The sequence below is a fragment of the Pseudomonas sp. GR 6-02 genome, assembly GCF_001655615.1.
Lineage (GTDB): Bacteria > Pseudomonadota > Gammaproteobacteria > Pseudomonadales > Pseudomonadaceae > Aquipseudomonas.
This window is the reverse complement of the sequence record NZ_CP011567.1, coordinates 1,021,451-1,046,549: the sequence shown is the minus strand read 5'-3', so window position 1 is coordinate 1,046,549 and position 25,099 is coordinate 1,021,451. Positions and strand designations below refer to the sequence as shown.

Genomic DNA, 25,099 nt, shown 5'->3' with positions numbered 1-25,099 from the left:
TTCTGAAGTTTTCATCGCCTGAACAAGCGACACAAAAAAATACCCGATCCTTTAAGGATCGGGCATTTTCATTTCAGGGAGAGGTCAGCCTCTCATGGGTACTGCTGGACAGTGCCTTGCTGTTGCTGGCCGCCGTATTGCTGGCCCGGAATCGCCTTCAGGTTGACCTCGACGCGGCGGTTCTGTGCCCGGCCATTGGCATCACCGTTGCTGGCAATCGGGTTATCCGGCCCGGCACCACGTGCCGACAGGTTGGCGCCGCTGACACCCTGTGAGGTCAGGTAAGTCGCCACGCTCTGGGCGCGACGCTGGGACAGGTCCATGTTGTGCTGGCGGCTGCCGGTGCTGTCGGTGTAGCCGACGATCTCGATCTGGTTCTGGTTGAACTCCTTGAGCGAGCCCGCCAGGTTGTTCAGCGGCTGGTAGAAGCTTGAGGCAATGTTCGCCGAATCGGTGGCGAACGTGATGTTGCCCGGCATGATCAGCTTGATCTGATCGCCCTGGCGCTGCACCTCAACCCCGGTGTTGGCCATGCTGGCGCGCAGCTTTTTCTCTTGCTGGTCGGCGTAGTAACCGTAACCGGCAGCAGAAGCACCCACCACGGCGGCGCCAATCAGCGCGCCCTTGCCACGGTTATCGTGACTGATGGCAGCACCGGCCAGCGCACCGGCCAGGGCGCCGAGGCCACCGTATTTGGCGGTATTGCTCATGCCCGTGGAGCTGCCATCGGCCTGACCCTGGTTGTCATAAGGGTTCGGCGATGCACAACCGGACAACAGAGCCACTGCAGTAGCGACAACGATCAAACGACGCGAGGTGAACATGGAGGAGCTCCTACTTTTTTTGCATTCTGTGGTGCAACGGACTTAAGCAATGAACCTTTGCGGGCGTTGGATCACTGGCAATGACAAAAATTCCGTCAGAGCCCTTCAAGCTCTTACAAAGGGGTTACCGCGCATTTCATCGCCCAGACAGGTGTCCGGGCCATGCCCGGACACCACGGTTGCCTCTTCGTCGAGGGTATACAACCGCTGCTTGATCGATCGCACGAGTGTTGCCTGATCACCACCCCACAAATCCGTGCGCCCTACCCCACGCTTGAACAGCGTGTCACCGGCAATCAGCAGCTTAGCCTCTGAAAACCAAAAGCTCATGGAACCCGGCGTATGACCCGGCGTGTGCAACGCCACGCCACACCCGCACGCCAACTCTTCATCATCGGCCAACCAGCGATCCGGCGATGGCACCGGGGTGTAAGGCACACCGAACATCTGGCACTGCATCTCCAGGTTGTCCCAGAGAAATTGATCTTCTTTATGCAGGTGCAGGGTCGCGCCGGTTTTCTCCTTCAACTGACCGGAGGCGAGGAAGTGATCGAGGTGTGCGTGGGTGTGAATGATGCTGACCACCTTCAGGCCCAGGGCGTCGAGCCGCGCCAGGATCAGCTCGTGATTGCCGCCTGGGTCGACGACGATGGCTTTTTTAGTGATGGGGTCGCCGATGATTGTGCAGTTGCACTGCAAAGGGCCGACGGGGAAGGTTTCGCGGATGAGGGTGGGGGTCGGAGCGTTCACGGGAGGCCCTGATAAGTCGATTTCGAACAGGATACCAGCGCGCATTCCTCAAGACTCACTGGCGCACGTCGACACAGATTTACTGGCCAGTTTTTTGACGCCATTATTAAAAAAATAGTGGCCATGTAATATCAATTGACGCTGACTCTGGTGCAAAATCGCGTCCTTGTAGCGGCCACATACAGGACGGTCGCAGCCTTCTCAGGATATTTAGAATGTCGTCTCCTCTTGGTTACATTTTAACAAAGCCATCTGTTCTAACCGGTAACCAACAAGTCGACAGCCTGATCTATGGCACCTCCTGGCTGAGCCCTGACTTCGGCGCAGACATCTTCGCGACAAGGCTGACCTATAGTTTCGTCACCCCCGGCCAATCGTATTTCTCTGCCAAATACAGCTTAAAAAATGAATTCCTGAACAGCTTCGCTCTGACATCGGCTCAACAAAACGCCGTGACCGGTGCGCTTGGCGCCTGGAGCGCCGTGGCTAACGTCAAGTTCACTCTGGTCAGTGACAACATCAACACTGTGGGCGACTTGCGATTCGGCGGCTATTGGGACATGGACGACGACGCCGCTGCCTGGGCCTACTTCCCCGACCGGACACCGCTGGCCGGAGATGTATGGATCAGCCCGGATACGAACAACCCTACCCCTGTCAAAGGCACTTACGACTTCATGACGTTCGTGCATGAAATCGGTCATGCCCTGGGCCTCAAACATCCATTCGAGTCGAGCCAATCCAACAGTACGCTGATCTCGCCCCTGCTCGATGATACGCATTACACGATCATGAGCTACAACAATGCGTACTCCTATCAGCCGACGACACCGATGCTGCTGGATATTCTCGCTATCCAGAAAATTTACGGCGCCAACATGCTTTGGCAAACCGGTGACAACGTCTATCGCTGGGCACCCGACCAATCAGTATTCGAAACCATCTGGGATGCCGGCGGAAACGATACGATCGATGCCAGCAACCAGCAGGCGGCTGTCAGACTGAACCTGAATGAGGGTGAGTTCAGCAACATCGGCAAGGCATTCGTCGACATCCCGAACCTGCAACTGGTCAATGACGGGCTGGCGATCGCCTTTGGCACCAAAATCGAAAATGCCACCGGTTCGGCTTTTAACGATGAGCTTATCGGCAATGCGCTGGGTAACGTTCTCGATGGTGGTGCCGGCCAAGACGTCATGATTGGCGGTGCAGGCAACGACGTTTACGTTGTGGATAACGTGGGTGACGTGGTGGTGGAAACCAGCACCTCGCTGAGCGAAATCGACACGGTTATGTCGTCGATCAGCTACACCCTGGGCAGCAACCTCGAGAACCTGACCCTCACCGGCAGCGACCAGCTCGACGCCACCGGCAACGCCCTGAACAACGTGCTGATCGGCAACAGCGGCAACAACGTGCTGGACGGTGGCCTCGGCGCCGACGTGATGATTGGCGGCTTCGGCAACGACACCTACATCGTCGACAACCTCAAGGACACGGTCACCGAAACCAGTACCCTGGTGAGCGAAATCGACACCGTGCGTTCCTCGGTGAACTGGACCCTGGGTGCCAACCTGGAAAACCTCACCCTGACTGGCAGCGACAACCTCACCGGTGTCGGCAACGCCCTGAACAACGTGCTGACCGGCAACAGCGGCAACAACATCCTCAACGGTGGCGCGGGCCTGGACACGCTGATCGGCGGCGCCGGCAACGACACCTATGTCCTCGACCAGGCCGGCGAACTGGCGCTATTGCAGGATGACGTTGATCAAGGCCACGACCTGCTGTACATCAACTACACCTCGACTCCGGCCAGCAGCACCGTCGACCTCAGCCAAAGCAACCTGCAAAACGTCGAAGATGTCACCGTCACCGGCCTCGGCAACTTCACCGTGATCGGCAACGACCTGAACAACATCCTGCTCGGCAACAACTACGACAACACCCTGCTGGGCGGGGCCGGCAACGACTGGCTGGATGGTTGGGCCGGGGCTGACAAGCTCATTGGCGGTAGTGGCGATGACACCTATGTCATCTTGAACAATGGTGTACAAGTCACCGAGCTGGCTGACGAAGGCCACGACCTGATCCAGACGGCAGTAAGTTACTATTTGGAAGACAACGTCGAAGACGCTGTGCTGCTCGGTTCTGCAGCGCTGAGCCTCACGGGCAACAAGCTCGACAACCGTCTGACCGGCAACGCCGCCGCCAATATCCTCGACGGCCGGGGCGGGGCCGACACCCTCGACGGCGGTGCCGGTAACGACACCTACTACGTCGATAACGTCGGCGACACAGTGATCGAACGCGGTACCTCGCTGAGCGAAATCGACACGGTGCTGTCGTCGATCAGCTACACCCTGGGCAGCAACGTCGAGAACCTGACCCTTATCGACTTCAACGACCTGAATGCTACCGGTAATGCCCTGAATAACCGCATCGTCGGTAACTACGGCGACAACACCCTGGACGGAGGACTTGGCGCCGACGTCATGATCGACGACCGCGGCAGCGACACCTACATCGTCGACAACCTCAAGGACGTGGTCATTGAGACCGGCCTCTCGCTGTGGGATATCGACACCGTGCGCGCCTCGGTCAACTGGACCCTGGGTGCCAACCTGGAAAACCTCACCCTGACCGGCAGCGACAACCTCAACGGCGTCGGCAATGCCCTGAACAACGTGCTGACCGGCAACAGTGGCAACAACGTGCTCAACGGTGGCGCGGGGCTGGATACGCTGATCGGCGGCGCCGGCGACGACACCTATATCCTCGACCAGGCCGGCGAACTGGCACTGCTGCAGGAAACCGCCGACCAGGGCCGTGACCTGCTGAACATCAGCTACACCTCGACCCTGGCCAGCAGCACCGTCGATCTCAGTCAAAGCAACCTGCAGAACGTCGAAGATGTCACCGTCACCGGCCTCGGCAACTTCACCGTGATCGGCAACGACCTGAACAACACCCTGCTCGGCAACGCCTACAACAACACCCTGCAAGGCGGGGCCGGCAATGACTGGCTGGATGGCGGCGCCGGCGCCGACACCCTCAGCGGCGGCAGCGGCGACGACACCTACGTCATCGACAACGCCACCGACAAGGTCACTGAGCTCGCCGACGAAGGCCGCGACCTGATCCGCACGACGGTGAGCTACACCCTCTCGGCCAACGTCGAAGACGGCGTGCTGCTCGGCACCGCCGCGTTGAACCTCACCGGCAACGAACTCGATAACAGCCTCACCGGCAACGCCGCCGCCAACTTCCTCGACGGCAAGGCCGGGGCTGATACCCTGGACGGCGGGGCTGGCAACGACACCTACGTGGTCGACAACCTCGGCGACACGGTAATCGAGCGCGGCACCTCGCTGGCCGAGATCGACACGGTGCTGTCGTCGATCAGCTACACCCTGGGCAGCAACCTCGAGAACCTGACCCTCACCGGCAGCGACCAGCTCGACGCCACCGGCAACGCCCTGAACAACGTGCTGATCGGCAACAGCGGCAACAACGTGCTGGAGGGCGGAAGCGGCGCCGACGTGATGATTGGCGGCTTCGGCAATGACACCTACGTCGTCGACAACCTCAAGGACGTGGTCACCGAAACCAGCACCCTGGCGAGCGAAATCGACACCGTACGCGCCTCGGTGAGCTGGGCCCTGGGCGCCAACCTGGAAAACCTCACCCTGACTGGCAGCGACAACCTCAACGGCGTCGGCAATACCCTGAACAACGTGCTGACCGGCAACAGCGGCAACAACATCCTCAACGGCCAGACCGGCCTGGACACCATGAGCGGCGGCGCCGGCGACGACACCTATATCCTCGACCAGGCCGGCGAACTGGCGCTGCTGCAGGAAACCGTCGACCAGGGCCGTGACCTGCTGAACATCAGCTACACCTCGACCCTGGCCAGCAGCACCGTCGACCTCAGTCAAAGCAACCTGCTGAACGTCGAAGATGTCACCGTCACCGGCCTCGGCGCCTTTACCGTGATCGGCAACGACCTGAACAACACCCTGCTCGGCAACGCCTACAACAACACCCTGCAAGGCGGGGCCGGTAATGACTGGCTGGATGGCGGCGCCGGCGCTGACACCCTCAGCGGCGGCAGCGGCGACGACACCTACGTCATCGACAACGCCACCGACAAGGTCACTGAGCTCGCCGACGAAGGCCGCGACCTGATCCGCACGACGGTGAGCTACACCCTCTCGGCCAACGTCGAAGACGGCGTGCTGCTCGGCACCGCCGCGTTGAACCTCACCGGCAACGAACTCGATAACAGCCTCACCGGCAACGCCGCCGCCAACTTCCTCGACGGCAAGGCCGGGGCTGATACCCTGGACGGCGGGGCTGGCAACGACACCTACGTGGTCGACAACCTCGGCGACACGGTAATCGAGCGCGGCACCTCGCTGGCCGAGATCGACACGGTGCTGTCGTCGATCAGCTACACCCTGGGCAGCAACGTCGAGAACCTGACCCTCACCGGCAACGACAACCTCACCGGTACCGGCAACGTCCTGAACAACGTGCTGATCGGCAACAGCGGCAACAACGTGCTGGAGGGCGGAAGCGGCGCCGACGTGATGATTGGCGGCTTCGGCAATGACACCTACGTCGTCGACAACCTCAAGGACGTGGTCACCGAAACCAGCACCCTGGCGAGCGAAATCGACACCGTACGCGCCTCGGTGAGCTGGGCCCTGGGCGCCAACCTGGAAAACCTCACCCTGACTGGCAGCGACAACCTCAACGGCGTCGGCAATACCCTGAACAACGTGCTGACCGGCAACAGCGGCAACAACATCCTCAACGGCCAGACCGGCCTGGACACCATGAGCGGCGGCGCCGGCGACGACACCTATATCCTCGACCAGGCCGGCGAACTGGCGCTGCTGCAGGAAACCGTCGACCAGGGCCGTGACCTGCTGAACATCAGCTACACCTCGACCCTGGCCAGCAGCACCGTCGACCTCAGTCAAAGCAACCTGCTGAACGTCGAAGATGTCACCGTCACCGGCCTCGGCGCCTTTACCGTGATCGGCAACGACCTGAACAACACCCTGCTCGGCAACGCCTACAACAACACCCTGCAAGGCGGGGCCGGTAATGACTGGCTGGATGGCGGCGCTGGCGCCGACACCCTCAGCGGCGGCAGCGGCGACGACACCTACGTCATCGACAACGCCACCGACAAGGTCACTGAGCTCGCCGACGAAGGCCACGACCTGATCCGCACGGCGGTGAGCTACACCCTCTCGGCCAACGTCGAAGACGGCGTGCTGCTCGGCACCGCCGCGTTGAACCTCACCGGCAACGAACTCGATAACAGCCTCACCGGCAACGCCGCCGCCAACTTCCTCGACGGCAAGGCCGGGGCTGATACCCTGGACGGCGGGGCTGGCAACGACACCTACGTGGTCGACAACCTCGGCGACACGGTAATCGAGCGCGGCACCTCGCTGGCCGAGATCGACACGGTGCTGTCGTCGATCAGCTACACCCTGGGCAGCAACCTCGAGAACCTGACCCTCACCGGCAGCGACCAGCTCGACGCCACCGGCAACGCCCTGAACAACGTGCTGATCGGCAACAGCGGCAACAACGTGCTGGACGGTGGCCTCGGCGCCGACGTGATGATGGGCGGCTTCGGCAATGACACCTACGTCGTCGACAGCCTCAAGGACGTGGTCACCGAGACCAGCACCCTGCTATCTGAAATCGACACCGTGCGCGCCTCGGTCAGCTGGACCCTGGGTGCCAACCTGGAAAACCTCACCCTGACTGGCAGCGACAACCTCAACGGCGTCGGCAATACCCTGAACAACGTGCTGACCGGCAACAGCGGCAACAACGTGCTCAACGGTGGTGCGGGCCTGGACACCATGAGCGGCGGCGCCGGTGACGACACCTATGTCCTCGACCAGGCCGGCGAACTGGCGCTATTGCAGGATGATGCTGATCAAGGCCGTGACCTGCTGTACATCAGCTACACCTCGACCCTGGCCACCAGCACCGTCGACCTCAGCCAAAGCAACCTGCAGAACGTCGAAGATGTCACCCTCACCGGCCTCGGTGCCTTCACCGTGATCGGCAACGACCTGAACAACACCCTGCTCGGCAACGCCTACAACAACACCCTGCAAGGCGGGGCCGGCAATGACTGGCTGGATGGCGGCGCCGGCGCCGACACCCTCAGCGGCGGCAGCGGCGACGACACCTACGTCATCGACAACGCCACCGACAAGGTCACTGAACTCGCCGACGAAGGCCACGACCTGATCCGCACGGCGGTGAGCTACACCCTCTCGGCCAACGTCGAAGACGGCGTGCTGCTCGGCACCGCCGCGTTGAACCTCGCCGGCAACGAACTCGATAACAGCCTGACCGGCAACGCCGCCGCCAACCTCCTCGATGGCAAGGCCGGCGCCGATACCCTGGACGGTGGGGCCGGCAACGACACCTACGTGGTCGACAACCTTGGCGACACGGTGATCGAACGCGGTACCTCGCTGGCCGAGATCGACACGGTGCTGTCGTCGATCAGCTACACCCTGGGCAGCAACGTCGAGAACCTGACCCTCACCGGCAACGACAACCTCACCGGTACCGGCAACGTCCTGAACAACGTGCTGATCGGCAACAGCGGCAACAACGTGCTGGACGGTGGCCTCGGCGCCGACGTGATGATTGGCGGCTTCGGCAATGACACCTACGTCGTCGACAACCTCAAGGACGTGGTCGCCGAGACCAGTACCCTGGCGAGCGAAATCGACACCGTACGCGCCTCGGTGAGCTGGGCCCTGGGTGCCAACCTGGAAAACCTCACCCTGACCGGCAGCGACAACCTCAACGGCGTCGGCAATGCCCTGAACAACGTGCTGACCGGCAACAGTGGCAACAACGTGCTCAACGGTGGCGCGGGGCTGGATACGCTGATCGGCGGCGCCGGCGACGACACCTATATCCTCGACCAGGCCGGCGAACTGGCACTGCTGCAGGAAACCGCCGACCAGGGCCGTGACCTGCTGAACATCAGCTACACCTCGACCCTGGCCAGCAGCACCGTCGATCTCAGTCAAAGCAACCTGCAGAACGTCGAAGATGTCACCGTCACCGGCCTCGGCAACTTCACCGTGATCGGCAACGACCTGAACAACACCCTGCTCGGCAACGCCTACAACAACACCCTGCAAGGCGGGGCCGGCAATGACTGGCTGGATGGCGGCGCCGGCGCCGACACCCTCAGCGGCGGCAGCGGCGACGACACCTACGTCATCGACAACGCCACCGACAAGGTCACTGAGCTCGCCGACGAAGGCCGCGACCTGATCCGCACGACGGTGAGCTACACCCTCTCGGCCAACGTCGAAGACGGCGTGCTGCTCGGCACCGCCGCGTTGAACCTCACCGGCAACGAACTCGATAACAGCCTCACCGGCAACGCCGCCGCCAACTTCCTCGACGGCAAGGCCGGGGCTGATACCCTGGACGGCGGGGCTGGCAACGACACCTACGTGGTCGACAACCTCGGCGACACGGTAATCGAGCGCGGCACCTCGCTGGCCGAGATCGACACGGTGCTGTCGTCGATCAGCTACACCCTGGGCAGCAACCTCGAGAACCTGACCCTCACCGGCAGCGACCAGCTCGACGCCACCGGCAACGCCCTGAACAACGTGCTGATCGGCAACAGCGGCAACAACGTGCTGGAGGGCGGAAGCGGCGCCGACGTGATGATTGGCGGCTTCGGCAATGACACCTACGTCGTCGACAACCTCAAGGACGTGGTCACCGAAACCAGCACCCTGGCGAGCGAAATCGACACCGTACGCGCCTCGGTGAGCTGGGCCCTGGGCGCCAACCTGGAAAACCTCACCCTGACTGGCAGCGACAACCTCAACGGCGTCGGCAATACCCTGAACAACGTGCTGACCGGCAACAGCGGCAACAACATCCTCAACGGCCAGACCGGCCTGGACACCATGAGCGGCGGCGCCGGCGACGACACCTATATCCTCGACCAGGCCGGCGAACTGGCGCTGCTGCAGGAAACCGTCGACCAGGGCCGTGACCTGCTGAACATCAGCTACACCTCGACCCTGGCCAGCAGCACCGTCGACCTCAGTCAAAGCAACCTGCTGAACGTCGAAGATGTCACCGTCACCGGCCTCGGCGCCTTTACCGTGATCGGCAACGACCTGAACAACACCCTGCTCGGCAACGCCTACAACAACACCCTGCAAGGCGGGGCCGGTAATGACTGGCTGGATGGCGGCGCCGGCGCTGACACCCTCAGCGGCGGCAGCGGCGACGACACCTACGTCATCGACAACGCCACCGACAAGGTCACTGAGCTCGCCGACGAAGGCCGCGACCTGATCCGCACGACGGTGAGCTACACCCTCTCGGCCAACGTCGAAGACGGCGTGCTGCTCGGCACCGCCGCGTTGAACCTCACCGGCAACGAACTCGATAACAGCCTCACCGGCAACGCCGCCGCCAACTTCCTCGACGGCAAGGCCGGGGCTGATACCCTGGACGGCGGGGCTGGCAACGACACCTACGTGGTCGACAACCTCGGCGACACGGTAATCGAGCGCGGCACCTCGCTGGCCGAGATCGACACGGTGCTGTCGTCGATCAGCTACACCCTGGGCAGCAACCTCGAGAACCTGACCCTCACCGGCAGCGACCAGCTCGACGCCACCGGCAACGCCCTGAACAACGTGCTGATCGGCAACAGCGGCAACAACGTGCTGGAGGGCGGAAGCGGCGCCGACGTGATGATTGGCGGCTTCGGCAATGACACCTACGTCGTCGACAACCTCAAGGACGTGGTCACCGAAACCAGCACCCTGGCGAGCGAAATCGACACCGTACGCGCCTCGGTGAGCTGGGCCCTGGGCGCCAACCTGGAAAACCTCACCCTGACTGGCAGCGACAACCTCAACGGCGTCGGCAATACCCTGAACAACGTGCTGACCGGCAACAGCGGCAACAACATCCTCAACGGCCAGACCGGCCTGGACACCATGAGCGGCGGCGCCGGCGACGACACCTATATCCTCGACCAGGCCGGCGAACTGGCGCTGCTGCAGGAAACCGTCGACCAGGGCCGTGACCTGCTGAACATCAGCTACACCTCGACCCTGGCCAGCAGCACCGTCGACCTCAGTCAAAGCAACCTGCTGAACGTCGAAGATGTCACCGTCACCGGCCTCGGCGCCTTTACCGTGATCGGCAACGACCTGAACAACACCCTGCTCGGCAACGCCTACAACAACACCCTGCAAGGCGGGGCCGGTAATGACTGGCTGGATGGCGGCGCTGGCGCCGACACCCTCAGCGGCGGCAGCGGCGACGACACCTACGTCATCGACAACGCCACCGACAAGGTCACTGAGCTCGCCGACGAAGGCCACGACCTGATCCGCACGGCGGTGAGCTACACCCTCTCGGCCAACGTCGAAGACGGCGTGCTGCTCGGCACCGCCGCGTTGAACCTCACCGGCAACGAACTCGATAACAGCCTCACCGGCAACGCCGCCGCCAACTTCCTCGACGGCAAGGCCGGGGCTGATACCCTGGACGGCGGGGCTGGCAACGACACCTACGTGGTCGACAACCTCGGCGACACGGTAATCGAGCGCGGCACCTCGCTGGCCGAGATCGACACGGTGCTGTCGTCGATCAGCTACACCCTGGGCAGCAACCTCGAGAACCTGACCCTCACCGGCAGCGACCAGCTCGACGCCACCGGCAACGCCCTGAACAACGTGCTGATCGGCAACAGCGGCAACAACGTGCTGGACGGTGGCCTCGGCGCCGACGTGATGATGGGCGGCTTCGGCAATGACACCTACGTCGTCGACAGCCTCAAGGACGTGGTCACCGAGACCAGCACCCTGCTATCTGAAATCGACACCGTGCGCGCCTCGGTCAGCTGGACCCTGGGTGCCAACCTGGAAAACCTCACCCTGACTGGCAGCGACAACCTCAACGGCGTCGGCAATACCCTGAACAACGTGCTGACCGGCAACAGCGGCAACAACGTGCTCAACGGTGGCGCGGGCCTGGACACCATGAGCGGCGGTGCCGGCAACGACACCTATGTCCTCGACCAGGCTGGTGAACTGGCACTGCTGCAGGAAACCGCCGACCAGGGCCACGACCTGCTGAACATCAGCTACACCTCGACCCTGGCCAGCAGCACCGTCGACCTCAGTCAAAGCAACCTGCAGAACGTCGAAGATGTCACCGTCACCGGCCTCGGTGCCTTCACCGTGATCGGCAACGACCTGAACAACACCCTGCTCGGCAACGCCGCCGCCAACTTCCTCGACGGCAAGGCCGGGGCTGATACCCTGGACGGCGGGGCTGGCAACGACACCTACGTGGTCGACAACCTCGGCGACACGGTGATCGAACGCGGCACCTCGCTGGTCGAAATCGACACGGTCATGTCGTCGATCAGCTACACCCTGGGTAGCAACCTCGAGAACCTGACACTCACCGGCAGCGACAACCTCGACGCCACCGGCAACTCCTTGGGCAACCGTCTGACCGGTAACAGCGGCAATAACGTTCTGGATGGCGGAACCGGCGCCGACCTGATGATCGGCGGCACTGGCAACGACACTTATATCGTCGACAACCTCCAGGACGCGGTCACCGAGACCAGTACCCTGGCGAGCGAAATCGACACCGTACGTTCCTCGGTGAGCTGGACCCTGAGTGCCAACCTGGAAAACCTCACCCTCACCGGCAGCGACAACCTCACCGGTGTCGGCAACGCCCTGAATAACGTGCTGACCGGCAACAGTGGCAACAATGTGCTCAATGGTGGAGCAGGCAACGACCTGCTTGATGGTGGTATGGGCAATGACCTGCTGATAGGAGGTCTGGGCACAGACATCCTGACGGGCGGCTCTGGTGCCGACCGGTTTGTTTTCAATTTACTCAGTGAGCTGGGCAAAGGGGCAAACAGTGACGTCATCACCGACTTCAGCAGCCTACAGGGCGACAAGATCGACCTGTCAAAACTCGATGCCAATATGCTCACCACTGCGTTCAACGCCTTTACATTCATTGACTCGAATGCGTTCACAGGAGCAGGACAACTGCGTTTCGAGGATCATGTGTTGTACGGCAACGTCAACGGCAGGCTGGATGCAGATTTCGCAATCCAACTGGTAGGCGTCGATACCTTCAGTGCCAAGGACTTGGTAGTTTGACCAAGGTTTGAACAATACGCCCTGACCAATGTCGGGGTGTTTTGTTTTGTATCACCAAGACTGAACCCAAGCGCCAAGACTTGAACGCGAAAAATGTCGGGGGCCCCGTTCACCCCAACACCCCTAACTCTTTCGCCCGAGCCACGGCCTGCGTGCGCCGCTCAACACCTAATTTGCTGTTGATATGACTGGCATGGGTCTTGACCGTATGCAGCGAAATGAACAACTGATCACTGATTTCCTGATTCGAACATCCCTGCGCGATCAGCCGCAAAACCGCCAGTTCACGCGTACTGAGTTGTTCAGCAACAGGCGATGACTCAACCACTGGACGGGAGGCCATGTCCGGAAGCTTTTCCAGCAGATGCTGCGAAACCGGCGTCGGCGCACAGGGTTGAAGTTGCCCACGCAGCCAGTCCGGATGCTCGGCCAGTAATCGGTCAAACGGTTGCAGGACACCTCCGGCGGCCGCTTCCAAAGCCTGGGCCAGCGCCTTGCGGGCCTCGGGTTCGCGTCCGCCCGCCAACAACAGCGTAACGTTCTGATTCAGCGCCATCACGCTGAGCATCTGCCGACCGCTACGCTGACCGTGTTCATGCAGCGCATTCAGGCGCCCTTCGGCGAGCATGGGCTGGCCCTTCATCATGTCCAGCACCGCCTGTTGCAACTCAATGTGCAGCGGTAGTTGTGGATGGAATTCCGGGGGGGCAGCCGGGTGCTCGCCGTTATAGGTCTGGCCCAGTCGCGCAAGCCAGGCTTCGGCCAGATCGGTGCGACCCTGAGCCAGCCAGAGTTCACATTTGACCAGGGTAATCATCGCCAGATAGTAAATCGGCGGGACGTCCCAGATGTGCATCAGGCGCTCGGCCTCGGCAAGTTCGGCGAAGGCCTTCGCGAATTCGCCGCTGTTGCCCTCCAGCCGGGCAATAACACAGTGGCCGATCAGTACGCTGATGTCACGACAGGCCCTGGCTTCACCCAACCCCGCGAGTAAACGTGCCCGCGCGGCCTGGGGTTGCAAGCGCAGCGCCAGCAAAAAACCCTCGTACAAGGTCAGGCGTGCACGCACCGCATAGAGTCGTTGAGGGGATAAACCTTGCAAGCGTTGCAACCCCTGACGGACTTCATCCAGTGAACGAAGAATCTCCCCGCGCGCTTGCAATACCCGGGCGCGGTCGTAATGAGCCAAGGCCTCGAACAACGGATTGCCAACGCGCTGTGCCAACTCCAGCGAATCACGATTCAACCCCCGGGCACGCCACAAGTCGCCATCGGCAATCGCCAGATTGGACAATGTCGACAGGCACATCAGTCGCTGTCCATACCGTTTGGCCGGCAGGCTTTCCAGTGCTTCGGCGCAATAGAGCATGGTCAGCTCGCGATTGCCTCGCCCCCGGGCAATGATCCCGCTCAGGGCCAGCCATTGCGCCAGCATGGATTTTTGCGCAGTAGCCGACGGCGCCGGCAGGAAGCGGCTCAGGTGACTGGCCAGCTCTTCGGCGGCGTCCAGTTGACAGGCCAGCCCCAATGCCCAGCTGTAGAGCACGATCAGCCGTGGCGTGCTGATTAACAGGCTATCGGGCAAGTCCATTTTCCAGCGCAGCAACATGCCGACGTTCTGCTCGGCCAGCAGTTGCTCTTCAGAAAGGTTTTGCACCAGATTCGCCGCGACATCCAGATGCCCGGCGCGCAACGCCTGCTCCACCGCCTCATCGAGTAGCCCTTGGGCGTTGAACCAGCGGCAGGCGCGCAGGTGCAAGCTGGCCGTCGGCACCATCGCCTGGGCGGTGGGCCGGCTGCGCAACAGATCGGAAAAAAGGTGGTGATAGCGATACCAGTGACCGTGTTCGTCCAGCGGCACCAGGAACACCTGATGCGCCAGCAGGAAACGCAGGATTTCGGCGCTGTCATGGGCTTCGCGCACAGCGTCGCACAGCTCACTGCAAAAACGCTCCTGGGGCGCGGTGTCGTACAGGAATGACTGCACCTCGGCGGGCAGGCAATCGATGACTTCTTCGAGCAGGTAATCGCGAATCAGTCCTTCCCCGCCGTACAGCGACTGGGGCAATGCACCCTCGCTGCCCGCCTCGGAGGCCGCCAATAGCCAGAAGCGCAGCCCTGCCACCCAGCCTTCGCTGCGCTGGATCAAATTCTCCAGCGCCTCGCCACGCAATGAAATGCTGTGTCGATCAAGCAGGCTCAGGGCTTCATCATGGGTCAACCGAAGATCCTGCTCATGTAACTCGAGCAGTTGCCGCGACAGCCGCAGGCGTGCCAGATGCCAGTCCGGACGCTGCCGACTGGTGACCATGACCAACAGGCCATCGGGTAAATGATTGAGGAAAAACTGCAGACAACGATCGAGCACCGGCCCCTGGGCCAGATGATAGTCATCAAGTACCAACAGCAGCGGCGTGTTGGGTGAGAGGTGCACGGCCAGTTCATCGAGCAAACCGTCCAGCCATTCTTCAAAGGCGAACGGTTGATGACGTTGGCGCATTTTCAGCAGCCCCAACGCCTGGCTGCCCAGTTGTGGAAAGTAGTCCTGAAGACCTTCGAGCAGGCGCTCAAGAAAACGGCCGGGATCACTGTCCCGCAGACTCAAGCCCAGCCACAGGCTTTGCCAGTGATCCGGCAACCCCTGACAAAACTCCACCGCCAATGAACTCTTGCCGAACCCTGCCGGCGCGCTGACCAACAACAGCCTGCCACCGAGACCTGCACTCAGGCGCTCGCACAGACGCGGCCGCAGCACATGGCCGGCGGGCAGCGGAGGCCGGAAAAAACGCCCGTCCAGTGCCGCGACGGCAACGCTTGCAGGGCCCGGAAGTGGGGACAGATCAGTCATGGCCGGCTCTTGTTTGAAATACTGATGGCGGCGTTACAGATGTCCGCAGCCTAGCGGTAAACGAAGAGCTATTGAAGGTTATTGCTACAAATGGCTACAAAAAGACTACGAGCAAAAATGTCGGTAAACCGGACAGCCACACCGGACAACGATCTTTATGAACTGCCAAAAAAACGCCCCGAACCAGTCGGGGCGTTTTTTCGAGGATGCGGCCTCGGGTTACAACGTTTTAGCGAACGCCTTCCTGACGCAACGCGGCCGGAGTGAAGTCGGCGGTGCTGGCGGTGAAGCCGAAGTTATAGGCCGACTTCTCTTCGTTCTTCATGCCCAGTGCCAGGTAGCGGCCCGATTGCAGGTCGTACAAGGTTTCGAGGGCGTACCACGGCACTTGCTTGTCGTAGTAGTTCTCGGAGTGAGCCTCGGCGACGCGCCACAGTTGCCCGCGACCGTCATAGTGATCGACCACTGCCGCCTGCCAGGTGTCTTCGTCGATGTAGAAGTCACGTTTGGCGTAGATGTGACGCTGACCTTCCTTCAGCGTCGCGACCACATGCCAGACCCGGCGCAGTTCATAGCGAGCCAGGTCCTGGTTGATGTGACCAGCCTTGATGATGTCGGCGTACTTCAGCTGTGGCGAATCGAGCTTGTAGCTGTCGGAGGCGATGTACATCTCTTTCTTGCCTTCGAGCTTCCAGTCATAGCGATCCGGCGCACCGTTGTACATGTCCAGGTTGTCGGAAGTACGCAGGCCATCGGCAGCGGTACCCGGCCCGTCATAAGACACTTGCGGCGCACGACGCACTCGGCGCTGCCCGGCGTTGTAGACCCACGCCGAACGCGGTTCTTTAACCTGGTCGAGGGTTTCGTGCACCAGCAGCACGCCACCGGCCAGACGAGCCGGCGCGGTCACTTTCTGCTTGAAGTAGAACAGAATGTTGCCCGGGTTCTTCGGGTCGTAATCCTTCATCCTGTCGCGGAACACGAACTGATCCTCGAAGTACACCAGGCTGAACGAGCCGTTCGCCTGCGGCGTGGCCTGGGTTATCAGACGGGTCACACTGCCGCCGCGATAACGGGTGATATGGTTCCAGATGACTTCAACGCCACTTTTCGGAATCGGAAACGGGATCGCGGTTTCGAAGTTCTCCAGACCATTACCACCGGACACCAGGTTAGTGTTGGTAGCGTTCTTCTTGATGGAGGCAAACACCTCATCCGGCACAGTGGCGCCGCGATGGGACGGGTAGACCGGCATCTTGAAGGTTTCCGGGTAGCGCTTGAACATCGCGTACTGGCCCGGCGCGAGTTTGTCCTTGTACTGGTCGACGTTCTGCGCGGTGATGGTGAACAGCGGTTTTTCACTCGCGAACGGATCAGACAGAAAACCCTTGCTGTCCACGCTACCGGCGTTTTTTGGCATCGGTTTCCAGGCCGGGATCGAGCCGTCGGCGTTGCCTGCCATCTCGGCCCCCATCGGGGTCAGGCTCTTGCCCAGCTTGTCCGCTTCGGCCACAGGGACCGCCGCCATGACAGCGGTCGCCAGCAGCGAAAGCCCCAGAACACCAACATGGAACAGACTCTTTGTTATTTTCATAAATGTGTTCGTCCTGAAAATGCAGTGCTTAGAAGTTCACGCCGAAGCTGAGCGCAACGAAGTCGCGGTCATCTACGGTGGTGTACTTGCCGTCAAAGAAGTTGGTGTACGCCAGGCTCGCGGTGTAGGTGTTCTGGTATTCGGCATCGAGCCCCAGGCTTACCGCTTTACGACCTTCCTCGAAGTTGCCGCCAGGGCCTGGCGAGTAACCGCTCACGTCGTGGGACCAGGCCACGTTCGGCTTGAGGTTCACACCGGCGAATACGTCGGGGTATTCCCAAATGGCCCGGGCGCGATAACCCCACGAAGTAGCCGTAGTGAAGCCGTCGTTGTTGCAATTGCGGCTGCGGTTGTTGGTAGCGGCACCCGCGCCGGCACCATTGATGGTGCTGGTGTTGAGGATCGCCGAGCAGGTATCGAGGCCACCGGTGGACGGCAGTTCGCCAGGCCCGTAGACCGGGTCACGGCCATAACGGACGTCAGAGGTACTTTCCAGGCCTCCGACGTGGGTCACGCCCACTTCGCCCACCAGGGTCAGGCGGCTGGCGCCCATGACCTGATCGAAGAAGTGCGTCAGGGTGGTCTGGAACTGGGTGATTTCCTTGCGGCGATAGCCGTGCAAGTCCTGACCCGGCACACCGTTAAGCAGCGAAGCATTGGTCAGGGTGCCGCCCAATGGACGCACGCCGGCGAACAGAATGTCGGTGGAGTTGAGCTGCACCGGCGCGTTCGGACGATAGCTGAGCTCACCGCTCCACGCCGTGCCGGTAGGCAAGGTGGTGGAGAAGCTCAAGCCGTAGAGGCGGATGTCTTCCGGGTACTCGACGAAGTAGTTCGAGTTACCCGCGACCACCAACGGCGCCAGAGCCCGAAGCGCCCCCGGCAAGGCCGCTGCCTGCGCATAGGCCGATGCTGGAGCCCCCGTAGCGCTGAAGATCGGCGCACGGCTGTGGTAGTTCATGAAGTAAGCACCGAACTCGGTGTCCAGCGGCTCGAACATGTATTTGAGGGACGCGCCCCACTGGCCACTGTCCCGTGCATCGCGATCAGGGCCACGACGCACCAGTACACCTTCGTCGTTAACGTCGACGCCCAGCCTGGCCAATGTGGGCAAGGCGGCGCCCGGAATGGTCGAACGCTTGTTCAGCACGCGCAGGTTGTTGTCGCAACCGTCGGCAATGATGTCGGGCTGGGAGAAAAAGGTGCCGCAGTTATCGACGACGGTCTGGTCCCATTCCAGTTGATAAAAGGCTTCGGCCGACAGAGTGTCGGTGAGGCTCTGGGACACGTAGAACATGTTGACCGGGATCAGACCTTCCTTGACCTCGGCGCCGGGACGACGAAACGCGGAGACGTCGATCGGGTTGATCGAGTTGATGCCGCCGCCGATGAAAGTACTTTCACCCCAGCTCACAACCTGCTTGCCCAGACGCACGGAACCCGGCTGATCGGCAATGGAGTAGTTGTGGTAGACGAAGGCGTCGAGGAGCTCGCCGCCGGAGGATTTGGCGCCTTCCTTGCGGTTGCTGTCGCTGATGTCCTTGAATTCGCGGCTTTCATCCTTGAGTTCGAAGTCGTACCAGTATTTGCCTCGGACGAAGACACCGGTGTCGCCGTATTTCAATTCAAGGTCATGAATACCCTTGAAGATCTTCGAGAAGGTTTCGCCACTCTTGAAGTTGGCGTGACCGTCATCGGACGTCTGGGACAGGCCATGGCCCCCGTTATTGACGCCGATCAGGTTTTTGTTGGGACTCTGAGTAGACCAACTGGCTCCGATCGACAGGGATGAGTCAAATTGACCTTCGATTTCACCAACGTTGAAACTGACGCCGAATGCGGGCCCGGCGAGCGAAGAGGCAAGACTGACCGCCAGGGGCAGTTTCGCCCGGCGCCAGAACTGGTTTACTGATGTCATCGACGCTACTCCATGTGCATTATTGTTATGGCTTAGTACTTTTAAAAACGCTGTGGGTAACCGGAAGCCAAGCGGTCCGAAGTCACTCCAAAGTTGCATCGCCCCGTTTATTGCGTGAGCTCCGTTCTTAAAAATCCTTGAGCGGACTATAGCCAGCAGGTAGTAGTGCTTGATCCCTCTAAAGTGTGATTTGCGCTGCCGGCCACCCTGGAACAGTCCTTTCGCCAGTCCGACACATGTCGGCACGGCAAGGATGGCTGAAAATTCGGATTTCACAAGCCAAGCGCTTGCTTGGTGGCTCTGGCGTGCCCTTTCGGGCACGCCAGATGACGCTTAAAGCGTCGAGAGGAAGGTGCTGTTGTTGGCCTGCCATTCGGTGATGTCGACGCGGATACGCTTCTTGTCGAGCTTGCCGACGCTGGTCTTGGGAATTTCAGTAACAACGGCGATCTGACTCGGGATAGCCCACTTGCTCAGGTGCCCCTGTTCAACGTACGGCTTGAGGTGCTCCTTGAGTTCCCTGGCCCCGATCTGATGCCCTTCGCGAACCACCAACAGCGCAAATGGGCGCTCGCCCCACTGCGGATCGGCGATGCCCACTACTGCTACCTCACGTACCGCAGGGTGGCGACTGATCAGGTCTTCCAGGTCCAGGGAAGAGATCCACTCGCCACCGGTCTTGATCACATCCTTGATCCGGTCACGGATGTCGATCACGCCCATGCTGTCCAGGGTTGCCACGTCGCCGGTGTGCAGCCAGCCCCCGGCCCAGAGCTCGGCGCCTTTTTGCGGCTCGTTGAAGTAACCCTCGGTGAGCCACGGCGCACGCAGCACCAGTTCGCCCTGGGTTTCACCATCGGCAGGCAGGAAGTTGCCCTCGGTGTCGACGATTGCCGCCTCGACCAACGGCCCCGGCACACCAGCCTTGATCCGGTAGGTGGTGCGTTCGTCTTCGGTGCCGGCCATCAGCTCATCGTTGAGGTGGGCGCATGATACCAATGGCCCGGTCTCCGACATGCCATAGGCGGCGGTCAATTGGATGCCCTTGGCCTTGGCGGCGTCGTACAGCGCATGGTTGAGCGCACTGCCGCCGATGACGATTTTCCAGCCACCGAAATCGACGTTTTGCGCCGCCTTGGCATTGAGGACCATTTGCAGAATGGTCGGCACGCAGTGGGAAAAGCTCACCTTCTCCTTGCGCCACAGCTCCACCAGATACTCGGGGTCGTAACGGCCCGGATAAACCTGCTTGAGCCCGAGCATGGTCGCCACATACGGCAAGCCCCAGGCATGCACATGGAACATCGGGGTGATCGGCATGTACACGTCGTTGGTGCCCAACAGCCGCACGCTGTCGATGGCGCCCATGATGGTCGCCACGCCCATGGTATGCAGCACCAGTTGCCGATGGGTGAAATACACGCCTTTGGGGTTACCGGTGGTGCCGGTGGTGTAGAACGTGGTGGCCACCGAGTTTTCGTCGAAGTCCTGGAAGTCGTACTGCGGGCTCGCCGCGGCCAGCAGTTGCTCGTACTCGCCGACAAGGTTCGGCAACTCGGCAGTTTTTTCCGGCAAGTCGGTCAGCAGCAGGGTTTTCTCCACCGTGGTCAGGTGCCCGGCAATCGCCTTGTACAAACCGACGAACTCGCTGTTGACCAGCACAAAGCGGTCCTCGGCGTGGTTCATGGTGTAGAGAATCTGTTCTGGCGACAGCCGCACGTTAATGGTGTGGATCACCGCGCCGATCATCGGGATGGCGAACATGCATTCCAGGTAGCGATGGCTGTCCCAGTCCATTACCGCCACGGTATCCCCGGCCTTCACGCCGGCCTCTGTCAGCACATTGGCCAGCCGCGCAACCCGCTCGATCAGGGTCGGATAGCTGTAGCGCAACTGATCGCGGTAGATGATTTCGCGAGTTTTTTCGTAACGGGCGCCGGACATCAGCAGCCGTTTAATCAACAGCGGATACTGGTAAGCGCCCTCGGCTGGAGGAATAACGCGAGTCTGCAACATAAGAGTCCCTTTTTGACTGCACAGTCTTGGCTGCTAAAGCTAAGCACTCTAGAGGCCTTGAACGCCAGCCAAATCAGCCAAAGGTATGATTTGCAGAACCGTACAAATGCTAGCTTTACGCCAGCACTTGCGAGAATTCGTCAGCCGTTACGCCATTTTTCCTACGGCAGCCTCGGCCGGTGTCCGGGGGAAAACCATTGCAGCCACGAAGGTCAACGCCGCAATACTCGCCAATATCAGGTAAAGACCTACAAAACCTTGGCGCGGTTCGACGAACGAAATCAGCGGAATCGCGGTAGCACTGGCACCGAACGATAAACAGTAACGCAGCGCGAAGACTCGGGATTGCCATTGCGGCGCGACAAAGTTGGCGACCATCGCATCATTCACCGTGACCTGGCCAAACACCACGAACATGAACGCCGCACCCAGCACGATCACGGCCCAGCCGTCGACATAGGCCAACCCGAACAACAGTGGCGCCTGGCACAGCGTCAACACTATGAACGGCCATTTCAGACTGAAACGATGCAAGACCCGGCCGATGCTCAACTGCGCCACGGCGCCGAAGGCATACGCCAGGCTGACCACGACGCCAAGGATTTGCGGTGAAGTAAACAAATCGTGCAGGCGTTCCTGAAACAATTTCGGATAGGTCATGGTCGTGGCGTTGAACACCACACCGCCGGTCGCGGTGGCCAAGGCCAGTACGCCGAACACCATGACCATGGAAATCCGCTGACCGGCCGCATCTTTGAGCGGTGTGTGCGCACGCTTGGGGATCGGTTCTTCGCGCACCTGAAACGCGAAACCGATGCCCAGCCCAATCGCCACCACGCCAGGCAAAACGAATGCCGAACGCCAGCCGAGTTGCGCCACCAGCAACCCGGTGATCAGCGCCGAAAACGCCACGCCAAGGTTGCCCCACATGCCGTTGATACCGATCTCGCGGCCCCGGTTCTGCGCGTAAGCCACCAGCATCGCGGTGCCCACCGGGTGATAGATCGCGGCGAAAATACCGATCAGCGTCAGGCCGAGTACCAGCATCGGTGCGCTGCTGCTCACGCCGGTAAAGATCGCCGAAGCGCCAATGCCGAAAAAAAACACCAGCATCATTTTCCGTCGGCTCCAGCGATCCCCCAGCCAGCCGGCCGGCAGCGAACAGGCGCCAAAGGCAATAAAGCCGCCGAGAGACAGGCCGATCATCGCGGCGTAGTCCAGTGCGAAGGCCTGGGTCATACCGAGAACGGCGGCGGGAAAAATCAGCATGAACATGTGATCGATCACATGGGCTGCGTTGATATAGCGGAGGACATTTCTGGACTGGTTCATCGCGGCACGCTTACGTTGTAGTGAGCGGCTTATGCTAAGTTGGCGAAAAAGAGTAATCCTGACAACAAAGTCATTGGATCTGACATGTTAATCAGCCATTTCCTGCACGGGCCGGTCAGCGCCTATCCGCGAGATTACGTGGACGGTGCTCACCAGGAACAGCATCAACACCGCGAAGCTCAGTTGCTGTACGCCGTTTGCGGCACCATGCGAGTGGTCACTGCGCAAGGTGCCTGGGTCATTCCACCAACCCGAGCCGTGTGGATTCCACCATTGGTGGCGCATGAAATTTTCATGTCGGGCGAGGTGCGCATGCGTTCGCTGTTCATTGCCCCCGAACTGTCGCCGCCAACGCTGCAACAGTGCTGTGTGCTGGCCGTCACACCGCTGCTGCGCGAGCTGATCCTGCGCGCGGTGCAAGGTCCGCGACACGCGGAAAACTCATTGATTCAGAAGCTGATGCTGGAAGAGATCGCCAGCCTGGAAAACCTTCCGCTACACATTCCAATGCCCGAGGACCGACGCCTGCAGGGCATCTGCATGGCGCTGCTGCGCGCACCGAATCACTCCAACACCCTGGAAGACTGGGCACAACAGGTCGGCGCCAGCTCTCGAACCTTGGCGCGGCTGTTCCAGCAGCAACTGAAGATGAATTTCAATGCCTGGCGCCAGCAACTGCGCCTGATGGAAGCCCTGCCGCGTCTGCTCGCCGGGGAAAGCGTGCAGAGCGTGGCGCGCGACCTGGGCTACGGCAGTGCTCGGGCGTTCAGCGCAATGTTTCGCCGTTTGCTCGGGGAAAACCCTCGGGAATACCTGAACGCGCTGAACAAATTGAGCGAACTCAATCCCCCGTAGACACTCAGCGCGATCAATGCATCTCGGTGAACGCGAGTTTCACGCCGATGGCGATCAGCACCGCGCCCATGGTCCGGTCGAACCAGTGGCCCATGCGGGCGAAACCGGCGCGCACGCGTTGTTGACTGAACAACATCGCCACCAGGCAAAACCAGAGCGCCGTTGCCGCTGCCAGATAGATCCCGTAACCGGCCTGTACCGCCAGCGGCGTGTGCGGGTTGATCACCACGGTGAACAGCGACAGGAAAAACAGCGTGGCCTTCGGGTTCAGGCCATTGGTCACGAACCCCGCAGTGAAGGCGCCCCGCGCGGTGCGCTCACCCGCTTCCTGGTGCAGATCGTCAGCTGCAGGTTTGGCCGGTTGCGCGCGCAGGGCCTTGTAGCCGATGTACAGCAGGTACGCGGCAGCGGCCCATTTCAAGGCGTTGAACAGCACGATCGACTGAGACACGATCAACCCGATCCCCAGCAGCGAATAACCGACGTGCAGGAAAATCGCCGAACCAACGCCCAGCGCCGTCCAGGTCCCGGCGCGGCGACCGTGAGTCACGCTCTCTCGCACCACCACGGCGAAATCCGGGCCGGGGCTTGCAACAGCCAGCAGGTGAATCAGCGCAACGGTCAAGAATTCTGTCCAGTACATGGGGGCTCCCTTTGGCCAAGCGTAACTGCTTGTTTCATCTGGTAGGCTCGGCAGATTACGCCCTCAGTTCAATGCACAAAAGGTACAGTTGATGACGAACTCTCGCCGCGCCGTTTTCCTTGACCATCCGTCCCTGGACCTCGGCGATCTCGACCTCAGCCCACTACGCGAGTGCTTCAGCGACTTGCAGCTGTTCGCCCAGACCACGCCTGCGCAGGTGATCGAACGCCTCAAAGGCGCCACTGTCGCCATCACCAATAAAATCCTGATTGATGCGGCGGCCATGGCGGCCAGCCCCGAGTTGAAGTTGATCCTGATCACCGCCACCGGCACCAACAATGTCGACCTTGCTGCAGCCCGCGCCCACGGAATCACTGTTTGCAATTGCCAGGGTTACGGCACGCCGTCGGTGGCTCAGCACACGATCATGTTGTTACTGAACCTGGCGACGCGCCTGGGCGACTATCAAAAAGCCGTCGCCGAAGGTCGCTGGCAACAGGCGAAACAGTTCTGCCTGCTGGATTACCCGATCGTCGAACTCGAAGGCAAAACCCTCGGTTTGCTCGGCCACGGTGAACTGGGCGGTGCCGTCGCGCGGCTGGCCGAAGCGTTCGGCATGCGCGTCTTGTTGGGGCAGATTCCGGGCCGCCCTGCCCGCCCGGACCGCTTGCCGCTGGACGAGCTGCTGCCGCAAATCGACGCCCTGACCCTGCATTGCCCGCTCAACGAACACACCCGACACTTCATCGGTGCCCGTGAACTGGCCTCGATGAAGCCCGGTGCTTTCGTGGTCAACACCGCGCGCGGCGGCTTGATCGACGAACACGCATTGGCCGACGCCCTGCGCAACGGCCACTTGGGCGGCGCGGCCACCGACGTGTTGAGTGTCGAACCACCGACTGCGGGCAATCCGCTGCTGGCCCAGGACATTCCACGGCTGATCGTCACCCCGCACAACGCCTGGGGTAGCCGCGAGGCGCGGCAGCGAATCGTTGGCCAGTTGACGGAAAACGCTCAGGCTTACTTCAGCGGTAAAGCGCTGCGGGTCGTCAGTTGATAAACTGCGGCACTTT

The 25,099-nt window shown here is 61.0% G+C and carries 11 protein-coding genes; 3 read left to right on the top strand and 8 right to left on the bottom strand.

The annotated features are described in order from the left end of the window. Window positions 1-92: 92 nt before the first annotated feature. Both PGR6_RS04450 and PGR6_RS04445 read right to left on the bottom strand, forming a co-directional pair. Window positions 93-824, bottom strand: a complete 732-nt coding sequence (locus PGR6_RS04450) for an OmpA family protein (protein WP_064616197.1) — start codon at window positions 822-824, stop codon at window positions 93-95. 105 nt (window positions 825-929) lie between these two features. After that, window positions 930-1,619: an MBL fold metallo-hydrolase gene (locus PGR6_RS04445; protein WP_064616196.1), complete on the bottom strand. Its 690-nt coding sequence runs from the start codon at window positions 1,617-1,619 to the stop codon at window positions 930-932. Window positions 1,620-1,789: 170 nt separating this feature from the next. Here PGR6_RS04445 and PGR6_RS04440 point away from each other — a divergent pair, with 170 nt between their 5' ends. Then, the gene (locus tag PGR6_RS04440; protein WP_064616195.1) at window positions 1,790-12,820 is read left to right on the top strand and encodes a M10 family metallopeptidase; all 11,031 of its coding nucleotides are present in this window, start codon (window positions 1,790-1,792) and stop codon (window positions 12,818-12,820) included. Window positions 12,821-12,929: 109 nt separating this feature from the next. On the opposite strand, the gene PGR6_RS04435 is transcribed toward PGR6_RS04440, so the two are convergent. The 5 genes from PGR6_RS04435 to PGR6_RS04415 form a co-directional block, all read right to left on the bottom strand. Then, window positions 12,930-15,668 carry a LuxR C-terminal-related transcriptional regulator gene (locus tag PGR6_RS04435; protein ID WP_064616194.1) on the bottom strand — a complete coding sequence of 913 codons (2,739 nt, stop codon included), beginning with the start codon at window positions 15,666-15,668 and terminating at the stop codon, window positions 12,930-12,932. 229 nt (window positions 15,669-15,897) lie between these two features. Beyond that, window positions 15,898-17,262, bottom strand: coding sequence for a DUF1329 domain-containing protein (locus PGR6_RS04430; RefSeq protein ID WP_064616193.1), 1,365 nt, complete (start codon window positions 17,260-17,262; stop codon window positions 15,898-15,900). 28 nt (window positions 17,263-17,290) lie between these two features. After that, entirely contained in the window at window positions 17,291-19,180 is a 1,890-nt protein-coding gene (locus PGR6_RS04425) for a DUF1302 domain-containing protein (RefSeq protein WP_064616192.1), read from the bottom strand. A gap of 333 nt (window positions 19,181-19,513) precedes the next feature. Further along, entirely contained in the window at window positions 19,514-21,196 is a 1,683-nt protein-coding gene (locus tag PGR6_RS04420; RefSeq protein WP_018929602.1) for a fatty acid--CoA ligase, read from the bottom strand. 147 nt (window positions 21,197-21,343) lie between these two features. Next, complete coding sequence (locus PGR6_RS04415) at window positions 21,344-22,528, bottom strand: MFS transporter (protein ID WP_064616191.1); 1,185 nt, start codon at window positions 22,526-22,528, stop codon at window positions 21,344-21,346. An 84-nt stretch (window positions 22,529-22,612) separates the two neighbouring features. Here PGR6_RS04415 and PGR6_RS04410 point away from each other — a divergent pair, with 84 nt between their 5' ends. Then, window positions 22,613-23,383: an AraC family transcriptional regulator gene (locus PGR6_RS04410; protein WP_064616190.1), complete on the top strand. Its 771-nt coding sequence runs from the start codon at window positions 22,613-22,615 to the stop codon at window positions 23,381-23,383. 13 nt (window positions 23,384-23,396) lie between these two features. On the opposite strand, the gene PGR6_RS04405 is transcribed toward PGR6_RS04410, so the two are convergent. Further along, window positions 23,397-24,026, bottom strand: coding sequence for a LysE family translocator (locus PGR6_RS04405; protein WP_019582369.1), 630 nt, complete (start codon window positions 24,024-24,026; stop codon window positions 23,397-23,399). Between the two features lie 91 nt (window positions 24,027-24,117). Here PGR6_RS04405 and PGR6_RS04400 point away from each other — a divergent pair, with 91 nt between their 5' ends. Then, a complete protein-coding gene (locus PGR6_RS04400; RefSeq protein WP_064616189.1) occupies window positions 24,118-25,083 on the top strand; it encodes a 2-hydroxyacid dehydrogenase in 966 nt (321 codons plus the stop codon). Window positions 25,084-25,099: the final 16 nt, after the last annotated feature.